The 13,591-nt window shown below is 69.7% G+C and carries 15 protein-coding genes; 5 read left to right on the forward strand and 10 right to left on the reverse strand.

The features are described from left to right. The first annotated feature begins 4 nt into the window (after positions 1 to 4). On the forward strand, positions 5 to 1,090 hold the full coding sequence (locus G4D83_RS30855) for a DUF4388 domain-containing protein (protein WP_163868437.1): 1,086 nt from the start codon (positions 5 to 7) through the stop codon (positions 1,088 to 1,090). Positions 1,091 to 1,150: 60 nt separating this feature from the next. On the opposite strand, the gene G4D83_RS30860 is transcribed toward G4D83_RS30855, so the two are convergent. The 6 genes from G4D83_RS30860 to G4D83_RS30885 form a co-directional block, all read right to left on the reverse strand. After that, a complete protein-coding gene (locus G4D83_RS30860) occupies positions 1,151 to 2,332 on the reverse strand; it encodes a GTP-binding protein (protein WP_163868438.1) in 1,182 nt (393 codons plus the stop codon). Further along, positions 2,329 to 3,483, reverse strand: coding sequence for an anhydro-N-acetylmuramic acid kinase (locus tag G4D83_RS30865; protein ID WP_163868439.1), 1,155 nt, complete (start codon positions 3,481 to 3,483; stop codon positions 2,329 to 2,331). The genes G4D83_RS30860 and G4D83_RS30865 overlap by 4 nt, the downstream gene beginning before the upstream one ends. A 37-nt stretch (positions 3,484 to 3,520) precedes the next feature. Then, positions 3,521 to 4,480 carry an N-acetylmuramic acid 6-phosphate etherase gene (locus G4D83_RS30870; RefSeq protein ID WP_163868440.1) on the reverse strand — a complete coding sequence of 320 codons (960 nt, stop codon included), beginning with the start codon at positions 4,478 to 4,480 and terminating at the stop codon, positions 3,521 to 3,523. Positions 4,481 to 4,484: 4 nt separating this feature from the next. After that, the gene (rpmB, locus tag G4D83_RS30875; RefSeq protein ID WP_015348676.1) at positions 4,485 to 4,676 is read right to left on the reverse strand and encodes a 50S ribosomal protein L28; all 192 of its coding nucleotides are present in this window, start codon (positions 4,674 to 4,676) and stop codon (positions 4,485 to 4,487) included. Between the two features lie 103 nt (positions 4,677 to 4,779). After that, on the reverse strand, positions 4,780 to 6,303 hold the full coding sequence (locus G4D83_RS30880) for an NAD(P)-binding protein (protein ID WP_163868441.1): 1,524 nt from the start codon (positions 6,301 to 6,303) through the stop codon (positions 4,780 to 4,782). A gap of 93 nt (positions 6,304 to 6,396) precedes the next feature. Further along, a complete protein-coding gene (locus G4D83_RS30885; protein WP_163868442.1) occupies positions 6,397 to 7,083 on the reverse strand; it encodes an HAD family hydrolase in 687 nt (228 codons plus the stop codon). Positions 7,084 to 7,169: 86 nt separating this feature from the next. Between G4D83_RS30885 and G4D83_RS30890 the strand changes: the two genes are divergently transcribed. Further along, complete coding sequence (locus G4D83_RS30890; protein ID WP_163868443.1) at positions 7,170 to 8,249, forward strand: enoyl-CoA hydratase/isomerase family protein; 1,080 nt, start codon at positions 7,170 to 7,172, stop codon at positions 8,247 to 8,249. 9 nt (positions 8,250 to 8,258) lie between these two features. Here the strand turns inward: G4D83_RS30890 and G4D83_RS30895 are convergent, their stop codons facing one another. Next, positions 8,259 to 9,125 carry an alpha/beta fold hydrolase gene (locus tag G4D83_RS30895; RefSeq protein ID WP_163868444.1) on the reverse strand — a complete coding sequence of 289 codons (867 nt, stop codon included), beginning with the start codon at positions 9,123 to 9,125 and terminating at the stop codon, positions 8,259 to 8,261. Positions 9,126 to 9,175: 50 nt separating this feature from the next. Here G4D83_RS30895 and G4D83_RS30900 point away from each other — a divergent pair, with 50 nt between their 5' ends. Then, the gene (locus tag G4D83_RS30900; RefSeq protein WP_163868445.1) at positions 9,176 to 9,649 is read left to right on the forward strand and encodes a MarR family winged helix-turn-helix transcriptional regulator; all 474 of its coding nucleotides are present in this window, start codon (positions 9,176 to 9,178) and stop codon (positions 9,647 to 9,649) included. A gap of 51 nt (positions 9,650 to 9,700) precedes the next feature. On the opposite strand, the gene G4D83_RS30905 is transcribed toward G4D83_RS30900, so the two are convergent. Genes G4D83_RS30905 through purM form a run of 3 tightly spaced genes read right to left on the reverse strand, consistent with a single transcriptional unit; the run spans position 9,701 to position 11,990 of the window. Next, a complete protein-coding gene (locus G4D83_RS30905; RefSeq protein WP_163868446.1) occupies positions 9,701 to 10,243 on the reverse strand; it encodes a 2-thiouracil desulfurase family protein in 543 nt (180 codons plus the stop codon). A 47-nt stretch (positions 10,244 to 10,290) separates the two neighbouring features. Further along, complete coding sequence (purN, locus tag G4D83_RS30910) at positions 10,291 to 10,956, reverse strand: phosphoribosylglycinamide formyltransferase (RefSeq protein WP_163868447.1); 666 nt, start codon at positions 10,954 to 10,956, stop codon at positions 10,291 to 10,293. Then, complete coding sequence (purM, locus tag G4D83_RS30915) at positions 10,953 to 11,990, reverse strand: phosphoribosylformylglycinamidine cyclo-ligase (RefSeq protein ID WP_163868448.1); 1,038 nt, start codon at positions 11,988 to 11,990, stop codon at positions 10,953 to 10,955. Before purM ends, purN begins: the two co-directional genes overlap by 4 nt. 156 nt (positions 11,991 to 12,146) lie before the next feature. Here purM and G4D83_RS30920 point away from each other — a divergent pair, with 156 nt between their 5' ends. Both G4D83_RS30920 and G4D83_RS30925 read left to right on the forward strand, forming a co-directional pair. Continuing rightward, positions 12,147 to 12,797 (forward strand): Crp/Fnr family transcriptional regulator, encoded by a 651-nt coding sequence (locus G4D83_RS30920; RefSeq protein WP_163868449.1) that lies wholly within the window; start codon positions 12,147 to 12,149, stop codon positions 12,795 to 12,797. Next, on the forward strand, positions 12,798 to 13,553 hold the full coding sequence (locus tag G4D83_RS30925) for an MBL fold metallo-hydrolase (protein WP_163868450.1): 756 nt from the start codon (positions 12,798 to 12,800) through the stop codon (positions 13,551 to 13,553). Positions 13,554 to 13,591 lie beyond the last annotated feature (38 nt).

Below are 13,591 nucleotides of genomic sequence, written 5' to 3' on the forward strand. Positions count from 1 at the left end.
ACGCATGGCCCTCCACGGCGACCTCTTCAGCTATCCGCTTCCCGAGTTCCTTCAATGGCTGGACAGCTCCCGCAAGACGGGGACGCTCCAGCTCTCCTGGGAGGCTGGAGAGCGCAAGCTCTTCCTCCTCTCCGGCCAGGTCGGGGCCACCGCCTCCGAGGGCCTGCGCGGGAGGGTGGCCCGGCTCCTGGCGCTGGCGAAGCTCGCCTCGGGGGCCAAGGTGCTCGCCGCCTTCGACGAGCTGTCCCGCACGCCCGATGTCGACGCCGCCTTCGACGTGCACGGGCTCCAGTCGCGGTGGATTCGAGATTTGGGCCGCGAGGAGCTGTTCGCGGCGATGACGGACCTGACGATCGCCGAGCGAGGCACGTTCCACTGGACGGAGGACGCGGACCGCTCGGGCGAGGACTGGGTGCCGTCCGACATGAGCATCCGCGAGCTGCTGTTCGAGTCGCTGCGCTGGGTGGATGAGCAGCCGGACGTGGAGAAGGCGCTGCCCATCGACGCGCTCAGCGTCCGCGCGTTGTCGCCGCCCAGCCCGAGCCAGCCGCTGATGCACCGGATCATCCTGGGGCTGTGCGCGACGCCGCAGAACCTGGGCCGTCTGCGGCTGTCGATGGGCGTGTCCCGCTCCTCGGTGACGCGGCGGGTGTACGAACTGCTCCGGGCGAAGCTGGTAGAGGTGGAGGGCGCGCCGCAGGTGGAGGCGGACCCGGTGGCGGAGATGCTGGAGAAGGGCGCGGTGCTGATGCGCGAGGGCCAGTTCGACGCGGCGGGCATCGTCTGCGCGTCCCTGCTGGCGAGCGACCCCGCGGACCGACGCGTGCGCGAGTTTGCTCGACTGGTGCAGCGGGAACACGTCGCGGCGCTCTACTCGGACATGCCGCCGTTGCTGATTCCGCTCGTGATTCACGACCCGCAGGGGATGTCGCTGCTCAAGCCGGAGGAGCGGCAGATCGCCGGCCTCGTGAGCGGGACGTGGGACGTGTCCACCATCGTCCTGGCGAGCCCGGCGCGCGAGCTGGAGACGCTCAAGACGCTCGCGAAGCTGCACCGCATGGGGTTGTTGCAGCTGACCGCGCCGCGCTGACCGCGGCCTCCAGTCTGGTTCGCGCCCCGTGCGAAGTTCCGGGGCGCGTCGCCGTCCGCGTTACTCCGAGGCGGGCAGGCCCACCGCGTTGAGGCGGACGAAGGTCTGCATCAGCACGTAGAGGGCGAAGGCCGCGTCATCCACGCGCAGGTGCTGCTGGGTGGCCAGGCCCTGGATGCGCAGCAGGTCCGCCCCATCCACGCGGAGCAGGAACGCCTGCTGCGCCAGCGTGCCCTCACCCGCGAAGGCCAGCGAGCGCCGGATGGCGTCCGTGCAGGCGGTGACGCAGGTGGAGTAGTTGCCCGCCATGAACGCGGCCTCGGCGGCACGCGCGTGGTCGAACATGTCTCCCGGCGCCAGCGCGCTCACCGCGCCGAGCAGCTTGGTGGAGGCGGCCTGCGAGACAGGGGCGATGGGCGGAGGCGGAGCAGCCACCACGGGCTCCACCCGAGGAGGCGGCGCAATCGCGGGGAACGAGCCTGAAGGACGGTGGGGCACCGGCGTCGGCATCATCGCCACGGCGGGGCCATGGCCCGAGGGCGCGGCCACGTGCTGCGAAGGCGGCTGACGGTGCTGGAGATGCTGGGCGAGCTGCGCCTCCAGGCCCGCGGGCTGCGTACCACCGACGGGGGCCACCGGACGCGGCGGCGGGACGATGCGCTTGGCGCGCAGGTCCTTGATGACCAGCCGGGTGATGGCCTTGAGCGTGTCGAGCACCCCGCGCCCATTGGTGGCGGCCGTCTCGAAGTCCGGCACGAGGCGCGGGTTGAGCTCCTGGCGCAGCTGCTCCACGGGCAGCACGTTCTCCAAGTCCCTCTTGTTCCACTGCATCACCAGTGGGAAGCGGTCCAGGCGGATGCCGTGCTCGTAGAGGTTCTCCTCCAGGTTCGCCAGCGACTCGCGGTTGGCGTCCATGGCGTCCGGCTGCGAGTCCGCCACGAAGACGACGCCGTCGGCGCCCTGGAGCACCAGCTTCCGAGTCGCGTTGTAGAAGACCTGGCCCGGCACGGTGTACAGCGCCAGCCGCACCGAGCAGTCGCCAACGCGTTCCACCTTCACGGGGAGGAAGTCGAAGAAGAGCGTCCGGTCGCCTTCGGTGGCGATGGACATCATCTCGCCCCGGTGCGCGGGCCGGACGGTTTCGTAGATCTTCCGCAGCGAGGTCGTCTTTCCGGACAAGCCTGGTCCGTAAAAGACGATTTTGGCGGCCACCTCGCGGGCCATCAGGTTCACGCTGCTCACGGTGTCAGCTTTCCTAGAACGACTCGACGCTTCGCGCCAGTTGCGGACGGGACATTCGCTGGGGTTCCCACGAGGTATTCGGCCGCCAGCAACGCGAACAGGGCCGCTTCCTTCGCCCCTTCCGGGAATCCCAGGGTATCAAGCCGGCGGACGGGAAGGGGGGCCAGCCGCGCCTCCAGTCGCTCCATCAGCCGGGGATTCCGGGTACCGCCCCCCGAGGCGTACATTGCCTCCAGACCTGGAGTGCGTGGAAGGACCCACGTCTCGTACGCTCGCGCGGTGCTCTCCACGGTGAACTCCAGCGCCGTGGCCATCAAGTCATGGGGGCGCGCGGAGTAGCCGGCCCACAGCCGGTCCACCAGGACGTCGCCATAGCGCTCGCGCCCGGTGCTCTTCGGCGGAGGTTGAGCGAGGAACGTGTCCGCGAGCAGCTCCGTCAGCAGCTCCGGAATCACCTGGCCCTGTCTCGACAGCGTGCCATCCCGGTCACAAGCGAGGCGGCCCTGGGTGACGCGACGCGCCAGCCCATCCAACACCATGTTGCCGGGCCCGGTGTCGAAGGCGAGGGTGTCATCCAGGCGGGAGCTGACGACGGACACGTTGGCGATGCCGCCAATGTTCTGGAGGGCGCGAGGCGCGTCGGCGCTCCGGAAGGCCACCCAGTCGAAGTAGGGCACCAGCGGCGCGCCATGGCCTCCAGCGGCCATGTCCCGGGTGCGGAAGTCGCTGACGACGGGCAGTCCCGTGCGCTCGGCGATGACGGAGGGCTCTCCAATCTGGAGGGTGGAGGGGAAGTCCGTGGTGCCAGGGGGCAGGTGCGCCATCGTCTGCCCGTGCGAGCCGATGGCGGCCACGTCCGACGGACTGAGTCCCGCCCGCTCAATCGCCTGGAGGGCGGCTCGGGCGAAGTGCTCCGCGAGCTCGAAGTCGAGCTGGCTCAGCGAGTGGGCGTCCTGGGGCCCGAGCATCCGGATCACCAGCTCCGGAGGGAAGGGCGTGGAGACATGGGACAGCAAGCGCAGGCGGGCGCCGCCGCCGGTGCCCGTCACCTCGCAGAGGGCGGCCTCCACCGCGTCCGCGCTGGTGCCAGACAGCAGCCCGACGCACAGTCGCGGGCGCTGGGAGTCGGAGAGGGGAGGTTGGAGGCGCATGCCTCCTAGTTTAAGGCTCGCCCCCCACACTCCGCCGTCAGCGGCCGGTCGAGCGAGGGCTCCGTGCGTGCGGACCCTTACGTCCCGAGGCGCCAAGCGCGCGCAAGCCGTTCTCCTGAAGACGCTTCCGGGCGCCCCGGGCCGTCAGCCCCGTGAAGTGCATGGCCACGGCGACCTTCACCTCCCCCCCCGCCGCTTCCAGGAGGCGCGAGGCCTCCGAGGCGGGCAACGCCGTCAACTCCGCCACCATGCGCGCGGCGCGGGCCCGCAGCTTCGCGTTGACGGGACGCACGTCCACCATGCGGCCCCGGTACACCTTGCCCAGCGCCACGAAGGCCGCGGTGGTGATGGCGTTGAGGATCAGCTTCGTCGCCGTGCCGGCCTTCAGCCGCGTGGATCCGGCCACCAGCTCCGGCCCCGTGCGCGCCAGCACCAGCGTGTCCACGTCCGCGCGAGTCCCTGGCCGGTTGCAGCACACCAGCACCGTGTGCGCGCCCCGCCGCTTCGCCTCGCGCAGCGCGCCCCGGACGTAGGGCGTGGAGGAACTGGCGGAGATGCCGCACACGACGTCGAGAGGCCCCGCGTCGAACGCGCGCACGTCGGAAGCGCCAGCGTCGGCGTCGTCCTCGGCGCCTTCCACGGCGCGAGTCAGCGCCCGGCGTCCACCGGCGATGCGAGCCTGGACCTGGGAAGGGGAGCTGCCGAACGTAGGAGGACACTCGCTGGCGTCGAGCACGCCCAAGCGTCCACTGGTGCCGGCACCGATGTAGAGAAACCTGCCGCCCGCCCGCAACGCGTTCGCCACGGCCGTCGCTGCCTGGATGACAGCGGGCAACGCGGAGCGAACCGCACGGACGGCGACGACGTCCTCGTCATGTAACTGGCGGACGACCGACCCGATGGAGCGTAGATCAAGGTCGTCCGCGCGGGGGTGAAGCCGCTCGGTGGGAGGGAGTTTCGTTGATGAAGCGCGTGAGGACCCCGCCCCCGAGCGCATTACTTCAAGCCGCCTTCGTCACCTTGCCCGCTTTGATGCAGCGGGTGCAGGCGAGAACGCGCTCCGTGCGGCCCTCGACGCTGGCCCGGACCTTCTGCAGGTTCGGGAGGGTTCGCTTCTTGGTCTTGTTGTTCGCGTGGCTGACGTTGTTGCCGACGAGCGGACGCTTGCCACAGATGTCACACTTCCACGCCATGACCTCTAACTCCTTGAAAACTGGGGCGTTGGACGCCTGCCGATAAAGAGCGGCGGAACCTGCCAGAAAGCCGCTTGGAAATCCAGCCTTTCAGCCGTTTGGATCAGCCCTTCAGCGGATCCTTCTTCTTCAACATGTCTTGAACCAGGCGTGCGGCGCGCACTCCGGCGAGCAGCTCGCCCTCCAATCCGAGGCCGGGAAGCACCTCGCGGCCCGCGAGCAGCAGGTTCTTCACCGGGGTTCGCTGACTCAAACCGGTGACGCCCAGCACGGCTTTCGATTCGAAGCTGTAGAGCGGGTGCGGCATCAGCCGCGTGCCGCGCGAGCCGCTGGCGTCGAGGTAGGGCACCGAGCGCAAGAGCCGGTGCTGCGCGGTGAAGGGCATCACCGCGTCCAGTTGCGCGTCGATGCGCGTGGCCAGGGCCTGCAGGTGCTCCTCGCCCAGCTCCCGGGCGGAGGCGGGGATGAAGACGCCGGCGCACACGACGCGCAGGCCCTCCGCGTCCTTGGGCTCCTTGCCACTGGTGGCCGTGGGGCGCGCGGGGTGGAGCTGGAGCAGCATGGCGCCCAGCTCCGCGTCCTGCGTGTCCACGAGTGTCAGCTCGCCCAGGCCCCGAGGGAGCGCCGTCTCCGGCACCACCCAGTTGACGGTGAAGAGGATGGACCTGGTGTTGGACTGGTCCAGGTGCTCCAGCAGGCCCCGGTGGTGCTTCTTGTCCGTCACCAGCCGCCGCAGCGCGCCGGAGTCGGTGGCGGCCACCATGCACGCCGCGCGGTAGAGCGTGTCCGAGCGCACCAGCTTCACGCCCGCGAACTTGCTGCCGTCGAAGGACAGCTCCTCGACGATGAAGCCGGTGGGGCTGTCGCGCCCGAGCACGTCGCCGCCCAGCTCCGCCAGCCGCCGGGTGAGCATCTCGCGCAGGCCGTCGTGGCCGCCGGTGAAATAGGACGGCGCCGCCAGCACCTGGGACAAGGGCCGGGTGAGGGCGAGCGGCGACTCCGGCTTCTCCAGGTGGTTGATGAAGGGACGCAGGCCGCGCACCAGGGCGGCGGCGGGGGTGTCCGAGGCCAGCCGGGGCGGGGTGTCCAGCCCGGGGTGGGCCTTGATGAGCTTCTTGAGGCCCCAGCCTTCGAAGAAGCCATCGGGAGGAAGGGCGGGGTGGGCCTTGAAGAAGGCGTCGCTCGTCTCGTGCTGCGCGGTGGTGCCGGCCAGCGCGCCCAGGAGCGCCTCGCCCTCTTCGCCCAGCTCGCGCGTCACCTCGGCCTTGCGGCGGGCGGCGTCGGAGTGCAGGTCCATGCGGTTTCTGGGCAGGACGAGCTGCAGCTCGGGGGAGTGGGGGCGCAGCGCGCGCTGCACGGTGGTGGTGAGGCCCAGCTCGGTGAGGGCCTCCTCCACGGCGGGCATGGCCTTGAGGGGCGGCGCGACGAAGGGCGCGTAGGGGAGCACGTAGCCGCCGTGCTCGTAACCCGGGCCCATGCCGTCGTGCTCCACCATCAGGACGCGGTGGCCGCGCTTGGCGAGCAGCGCGGCCGCGAGTGCGCCGCCGAGCTGACTGCCCAGCACGATGACGTCATACACGTGCCGGGATGGACCCGATGGAAGCTTGAGTTTGGCTGCGGACGTCATGAGGCCGGCAACACTACACAACGTCCCACACCGCTGGCTCCCTTTTGGCGCGCCATGAAGGCCGATGGGGCGGGGTGCCCCTGGCCCCGGGCTTCAGCTCCCGATGCCGAAGAGGCGGGACTCCAGCTCGGGCGGAAGGGTGGTGAAGTCCGGGAGCGTCCAGAGGGCGCCGGCCTGGCGGAGCTGAATCGCGGACGTCGTGGTGGTGAGGCCCACCACGGGCATTCCCGCGTCCCGCGCCGACATGACGCCGAGGATGGCGTCCTCGAAGGCCAGGCACTGGGAGGGGTCCACGCCCAGGCCCTGGGCGGCCGCGAGGAAGATGTCCGGGAAGGGCTTGCCCCGGGAGACCTCCTCGGCGCCGACGATGCGGTGGAAGACGGGGCGCAGGCCCAGGCCGTCAATCACCAGCTCCCGGTTGCCATGGGGCGCCGCGGTGGCGATGGCCATGGGAATGCCAGCCGCGCGCAGGCGGGAGATGAGGGCCTCCGCGCCCCGGTGCAGTCGCAGGTGGGGCCGGTAGAGGGTGCGGTAGTGGTTCTCCTTCTCGTCCGCGAGCCGCTCCAGCTCGTCGGTGGCGAGCGCGCGCCCCAGCAGCTCCGGGAGGATTTCTTCGTTCTTCTTGCCGGCGAAGCGGGTCTGGAAGTCGTCGGCGGTGAGGGACAGGCCGAGCTTGCGCGCGAGCGCCACCCAGGCCTGGTTGTGGAACACCATGTTGTCGACGAGGGTGCCGTCCATGTCGAACACGGCGGCGCGCAGGGGCGTGTCGGAAGGTGTCATGGTTTCCCACCCATAGCGCGGCCGGGGGCGTCGGAGGACCCTGAATCGTGCGCGCCTGCTTGGGAGGACTGATATTCGGGCCTCACATGAGCGACAGCGTGCGGACAGAGATGCGAGGTGCGGTGGGCGTGGTGACGTTGGACCGCCCGAAGGCACTGAATGCGCTGAATCTGGAGATGTGCCGGCGGCTGCTGCCCCAGTTGGAGGCGTGGGCGGCGGACCCGGCAGTGAAGGCCGTGGTCGTCCGGGGAGCGGGCGGGCGGGCCTTCTGCGCGGGCGGAGACGTGCGCGCCGTGGCGGCCTCGACGGTGGAGTCGCGGGGGGCGGACCCGGAGCGCTTGTCGCGAGAGTTCTTCCGCGCCGAGTACGCGTTGAACCATCGCATCCACCACTTCGGCAAGCCGTACATCTCCCTGGTGGACGGCATCTGCATGGGGGGCGGACTGGGCTTGTCCATCCATGGTGCATACCGCGTCGTCACCGAGAAGCTGGTGCTGGCGATGCCGGAGACGGGGATTGGCCTGTTCCCGGATGTGGGGGGCGGCTGGTTCCTGCCGCGCTTCCCGGGCGAGTCCGGGACGTACCTGGGGCTGACGGGGGCCCGGTGTGGCGCTGCGGACGCGATGTGGCTCGGCTACGGGACGCACCACGTGGAGTCGGCGCGACTGGACTCCGTGCTGGAGGCGCTGGTGGGGGCGGAGTGGGGGCCGGGGCCGGCGGGCGCGGTGGTGGAGCGGATTCTCGGGAGCTTCCACGCGGACGCGGGGACGTCGGTGCTGGCCACGCAGCACGCGGCGATGGACCGGTGCTTCGCGGCGGAGCGGGTGGAGGACATCCAGCAGGCGTTGGAGGCGGAGGGCACGGCGTGGGCCCAGCAGACGTGGGCGACGCTGGTGCACATGTGCCCGACGAGCCTCAAGGTCTCGCTGCGGCAGCTCCGGATGGGGCGCACGCGGGACTATGACGAGATGGTGACGGTGGAGTACCGGCTGAGCCAGTCGATGACGGCGCGCGCGGACTTCCGCGAGGGCATCCGCGCGGTGCTGGTGGACAAGGACAACAAGCCGCGCTGGCACCCGGGCACGTTGGGCGATGTCTCGGAGTCGGACGTGGAGGCGTGCTTCGCGCCCCGCGACGGCGATGAACTCGTGCTGGCGCGGAGCTGAGCTGAGCGCTCAGTTCGAACCAGAGGGGCTCTTCAGGGCGCGCTTCAGGAAGTCGACGCAGGCCCCTGGGGCCTCCTCGTGGGGCCAGTGGCCCGCGTCGGCGAGGGTGTCCACGGTGGCGTGAGGCCAGGCCTTCCGGAACCGCTCGAGGACCGCGGGCGGGAAGGCGCCGTCGCGCAGGCCCCAGATGAAGTGGAGGGGCGTCTTCGCGAATCGTTCACGCCGCTCCCAGAGCGACTGGAAGAAGGGCGTGGACGCGCTGAGGCTCTTCGCGAGGGCCCAGAGCACGCGCTCGCGAGAGTCGGGGTCGGGGAACATGCGGGTGTACTGGCTCCACGTCTTCTCGGGACGCGGGCCCTTGCCCCAGGCCGACTTCGCGATGAGGAACGAGAGATTCAGGTTCCGATACAGCCAGCGGAAGAGCCCGCCCCCCGCCATGCGCGCGGCCCTCGCGAGTGAGGGCTCGTCGACGAAGGGCCAGGCGATGGTGTTGATGAGCACCACGCGCTCGATTCGCTCCGGATGGGCGAGCGCGAAGTCGAGGGAGATGGGGCCGCCGAAGTCGTGGGCCACCAGGGTGAAGCGGGGGAGGTCCAGCGCCTCGATGACCGCGGCGAAGCGGCGCGCATGGGCTTCGGGCGAGTAGTCCGCGTCCGGAGGCCGTGGTGACAGGCCGAAGCCCAGGTGGTCCACCGCGATGCAGCGATGGGTGGTGGAGAAGGCGCTGATGAGCGCGCGCCACTCGAAGGACCAGGTGGGCGTTCCATGCACGAAGACGATGGGCGGACCCTGGCCCTCGTCCACCACCGACAGCCCTGCCACCTCACGCACGTTGAAGGGAAATGCCTCGCGGTCGACCCAGGCGGGAACTTGCATGGGATGATAGTCAATGGTGCTTGACCAATTAAGTCAAGTAGACTTGACCGATGAAGAGGAAGGACGCGCTCGAGGACGTGAAGAAGCTTCAGGCCAGCAGCCTGGGTTACGTGCTCATCCGGTGTGGGCAGTTGTTCAACGAGCTGGGGATGCGGGCGGTCAACAGCGAGGCCGGCTGGCCCATGATGCGCGAGGTCCACGCGCGGCTCCTGCCGTATCTGGAGAATCCAGAGGGCGTGCGCATCACCGAGCTCGCACGCAGCCTCGGGGTGACGAAGCAGGCGGTGCAGCCGGTCATCGCGGAGCTCGCGGAGTTCGGCGCGGTGCGTGTTGAGCCGGACCCGGATGATGCCCGTGCTCGCAGGGTGCTGCTGACGGAGAAGGGCATCGCGGCCATGCGGCATGGGACGACGAAGCTGGTGGAGATAGACCGGCGGGTGGCCAGGCGCCTGGGCACGGACGAGACCCGGGAACTGCACGGCTTGATGACCCGGCTGTTCGAGGTGCTGAAGGCGCTGGACTGATGCGAATGGCCCGTGCTGGGTGCCCCGTCGGTCCCGGACGTGGCTGGCCGGCTACAGCTCCTCGTCGCTGACGACGGTGACGTCGTGGGCGCGCAGCAGGGCGGTGGTGATGCCTTCCCCGGGGCGAAGGACTCCGGATTCGTAGACGCGCTGGCTGCCACAGGAGGGGCTCTTCTCCTTCAACAGCGCTACTGAAGCACCGAAGTTGCGCGCGGCCTCCAGGGCCAACTGGGCGCCTCGCTTGAAGTCCTCGGTCCGGTCGACGCGAGCTTCTCGCTCCAGCGCCCGCGCCTGTCCGGCCCAGACATCGACACCCGAGCCACCACAGAGGTCCACGGGAGGACGAGGGATGGGCAGGCCCGAACCTACTTCGGGACAGACGGGAACGACGGCCTTGCCCTCCAGCGCCGCGAGCACTCTCTCAGAACGCTGCGAGCGACCGTCGTACCGGCAGGCTTCCCCGAGCAGGCACGCGCTCACGAGCACCGTGGATGCCTCGCGAAGCGCCGCGCGCCTGTCACCCTTTGACGGGTCCGCGCACGCCTGCGCTGAGCCGGGCCTCGACAGGTCTGCATGCTTCGTGACCGGCTCCATTCCGCCAGCCGCGTCACCGAGAGCGCCGGAAGGCCCTCGCGAGCCCGTCACTTCACGGCCCCGGGACTGCGCAGCGCCAGTTCTCCCGCCGTCGCCACCGCCGCCACGCGAGTGCGCATCCCATCCATCGCGACCTGCCCCGTCACCGCGAGCCGCACGGCCAACGGATAGAGCCGATGCTCCTCGACGAGGATGCGCGCGCTCAGGCTCTTCTCGTCGTCATCCGGCAGCACCGGCACCGCCGCCTGCCCGATGATGGGCCCGGTGTCCGTGCCCGCATCCACGAAGTGCACCGTGCACCCGGCCACCTTCACGCCCCGCTCCAGGGCCTGCCGCTGCGCATGCAGCCCCGGGAACGACGGCAGCAGGGAAGGGTGGACGTTCAGCACCTTGCCCGCGAAGCGCCCCAGGAAGTCCGCGCTCAACAGCCGCATGAACCCCGCCAGGCACACCCACTCCACACCCGCCGCGCGCAGCGCCTCCAACAGCGCCGCCTCGAACTCCACCTTCGAGGCGTGGGCCTTGTGGTCCACTACGACGGCCGGCACCCCCGCCGCGCGAGCCCGCTCGAGCGCGTAGGCGGTGGGCACGTTCGACACCACGCAGGCCACCTCGGCCGGGAAGTCCTCGCGAGCGCACGCGTCGAGCAGCGCCTGGAGATTGCTCCCGCTGCCGCTGACGAGCACGCCCAGCCGGACCCGCCGTCCGCTCATGGCTCGATGACCGCCGTGGCCTCGCCCTGGCCCGCCTCCACGCGGCCCACCTCGCTGGCCTCCGCGCCCCGAGCGCGCAGCACCTCCAGCGCCTTCGCGACGTCCTCCTGGGCCACCACGACGATGAGGCCGAGGCCCATGTTGAACGTGTTGAACATCTCGTCCCGGGCCACGCTGCCCAGCTTCGCAATCAGGTCGAAGATGGGCGGCTTCACCCACGACTTCTCGCTCAGCACCGCGCGCGTCCCATCCGGCAGGCACCGGGGCAGGTTGCCCGGAATCCCGCTGCCGGTGATGTGCGCCATGCCCTTCACCTTCACCTCCGCCAACAGCGCCAGCGCGTCCTTCACATAGATGCGCGTGGGCTCCAGCAGCGCGTCACCCAGCGGGCGGCCCAGGCCCTCGGGCGTCGCGTCCAGCGCGAGCTTCGAGTCCTCCAGCAGCACCTTGCGCGCCAGCGAGTACCCGTTGCTGTGCAGCCCCGAGGACGTCAGCCCGATGAGCGCGTCACCCGGCTTCACGCTCTTGCCGTCGATGATGGCCGACCGCTCCACCACGCCCACGCAGAAGCCCGCCAGGTCGTACTCGCCTCGCGCGTAGAAGCCCGGCATCTCCGCCGTCTCTCCGCCCAGGAGCGCGCACCCCGCCTGCTCGCAGCCCAGGGCGATGCCCTTGACGACTTCGGCCGCCGCGTCCACCTCCAGGCGCCCGGTGGCGAAGTAGTCCAGGAAGAACAGCGGCTCCGCGCCACAGGTGAGGATGTCGTTCACCGACATGGCCACCAGGTCGATGCCCACCGTGCCGTGCCGGCCCGCGGAGAAGGCCACCTTCAACTTGGTGCCCACCCCGTCCGTGCCCGCCACCAGCACCGGCTCCCGGTACTTGCCCGGCGGCAGGGCGAACAGCCCCCCGAAACCGCCGACGCCCGCCACCACCTCCGGACGCATCGTCCGCGCGGCGAAGGGCTTGATTCGGTCGACGAAGGCGTCGCCGGCCTCGATATCCACTCCGGACTGCTTGTAGGTCGTTCCCACGGGCGGCCTTCTATCGGCCGGCGCGCCCGTTGTCTCGGCCAGCGAAAAGAGGGTGTCGGGTTTGAGGCGCGGACGCCTGCACACACCCGCTGTCCCACTGAACCGCACAACAGGGAATTTGACCGGGGGGGGAGGGGCTGATTGACTCCTCGCAGGATGGGCGCCGAGGAAACCCTCTTTCAACGTTTCGGCAAGGAATTCTCAAAGGGCACCGAGCTCTTCCGCGAGGGAGAGGCCGGCCGGGAGATGTACGTCATCCAGGCGGGCAAGGTTTCCATCACGAAGCGCGTGCGCGACGTGGAGAAGACGCTTGCTGTGCTGGGGGCCGGAGAATTCTTCGGCGAGATGGCGATCATCTCCAACAAGCCCCGTAACGCGTCCGCGGTCGTCAACGAGGACGCTCGCCTGCTGGTCATCGACCCCAAGACGTTCGAGGCGATGATCCGCGGCAATGCCGAGATCGCCGTCCGGATGATCAAGACGCTGGCCGGGCGGCTCTCCGAGGCGGACGCTCAAATCGAGAACCTGCTCCACAATGATCCGGCCAGCCGGGTCGTCCATCAGATCATCCTGCTGTCCCAGACCCGGAGTCGTCCGTCCGAAGAGGGCACCGAGATCGACTTCGTGGTCCGCGAGATGCCCCGCCAGCTCGGCGTGGGCGAGCCCGCCGTGCGCAACGTGCTGGACCGGATGATCCGGGCCGGCCTCATCTCACGCAGTGGTGACAGAGTGACCGTGTATGACACGGCCAAACTCCACGACTTCCTCCAATACCTGGAGATGAAGTGGAAGTTCGGAGACCTCTAGGTGAAGCTCCGAGTCCTCGGCTGCCACGGTGGCGAGCTCCCCACGTGCAAGAGCACGTGTTTTCTCGTCGATGACGTGCTGGCGCTCGATGCGGGCGCACTGACGGGGACGCTCTCGTTGGAGGAGCTGTGTCGGGTGGACCACGTGCTCGTGGGCCACAGTCACTTCGACCATGTGAAGGACCTGCCGCTGATGGCGGACCTCGTGATTGGTCGCCGCGACAAGCCCGTCACCATCCATGCGTCGCGCGAGTGTGCCAAGGCCCTGCGCGACAACATGTTCAACAACGCGCTCTGGCCGGACTTCACCCGCATCCCGACCAAGGCCAACCCCGTCCTGCGCATCAAGACGTTCCGCGCCGGCGGCACCTTCGAGGTGGGGCCCTACACCGTGCGCAGCGTGCCGGTGAGCCACCCGGTGGAGTCCTGCGGCTTCATCATCTCCAACGGGAAGTCGTCGCTCGCCATGAGCGGCGACACCGGGCCCACCGACAAGCTCTGGAAGGCCCTCAACCAGACGCGCGACCTCAAGGCGCTCCTGTTGGAGACGTCCTTCCCCAACGCGCTCCAGTCGCTGGCCGACATCTCCGGCCACCTCACGCCCCACACCCTGGGTCTGGAGCTCCAGAAGTTCGAGCGCAACGGGACCTCCGTGATGCTCTACCACCTCAAGCCAGCCTTCGTGGCCCAGCTCAAGAAGGAGCTGGCGGGCATGCCGGTGGAAGTCCTGGAGCTGAACGACACCTTCGAGTTCTAGCCGCCGGACGACGCGGCGCGCCACACGGAACGGTTGAC

The sequence above is a fragment of the Myxococcus eversor genome (assembly GCF_010894455.1).
Taxonomy (GTDB): Bacteria; Myxococcota; Myxococcia; order Myxococcales; family Myxococcaceae; genus Myxococcus; species Myxococcus eversor.

Coding starts and splice junctions, on each gene's coding strand:
- G4D83_RS30855 (WP_163868437.1), top strand. CDS start 5: ATGGCCCTCCACGGCGACCTCTTCAGCTATCCGCTTCCCGAGTTCCTT.
- G4D83_RS30865 (WP_163868439.1), bottom strand. CDS start 3,483: ATGCGCCTCCAACCTCCCCTCTCCGACTCCCAGCGCCCGCGACTGTGC.
- G4D83_RS30870 (WP_163868440.1), bottom strand. CDS start 4,480: ATGCGCTCGGGGGCGGGGTCCTCACGCGCTTCATCAACGAAACTCCCT.
- rpmB (WP_015348676.1), bottom strand. CDS start 4,676: ATGGCGTGGAAGTGTGACATCTGTGGCAAGCGTCCGCTCGTCGGCAAC.
- G4D83_RS30880 (WP_163868441.1), bottom strand. CDS start 6,303: ATGACGTCCGCAGCCAAACTCAAGCTTCCATCGGGTCCATCCCGGCAC.
- G4D83_RS30885 (WP_163868442.1), bottom strand. CDS start 7,083: ATGACACCTTCCGACACGCCCCTGCGCGCCGCCGTGTTCGACATGGAC.
- G4D83_RS30890 (WP_163868443.1), top strand. CDS start 7,170: ATGAGCGACAGCGTGCGGACAGAGATGCGAGGTGCGGTGGGCGTGGTG.
- G4D83_RS30895 (WP_163868444.1), bottom strand. CDS start 9,125: ATGCAAGTTCCCGCCTGGGTCGACCGCGAGGCATTTCCCTTCAACGTG.
- G4D83_RS30900 (WP_163868445.1), top strand. CDS start 9,176: ATGAAGAGGAAGGACGCGCTCGAGGACGTGAAGAAGCTTCAGGCCAGC.
- G4D83_RS30905 (WP_163868446.1), bottom strand. CDS start 10,243: ATGGAGCCGGTCACGAAGCATGCAGACCTGTCGAGGCCCGGCTCAGCG.
- purN (WP_163868447.1), bottom strand. CDS start 10,956: ATGAGCGGACGGCGGGTCCGGCTGGGCGTGCTCGTCAGCGGCAGCGGG.
- G4D83_RS30920 (WP_163868449.1), top strand. CDS start 12,147: ATGGGCGCCGAGGAAACCCTCTTTCAACGTTTCGGCAAGGAATTCTCA.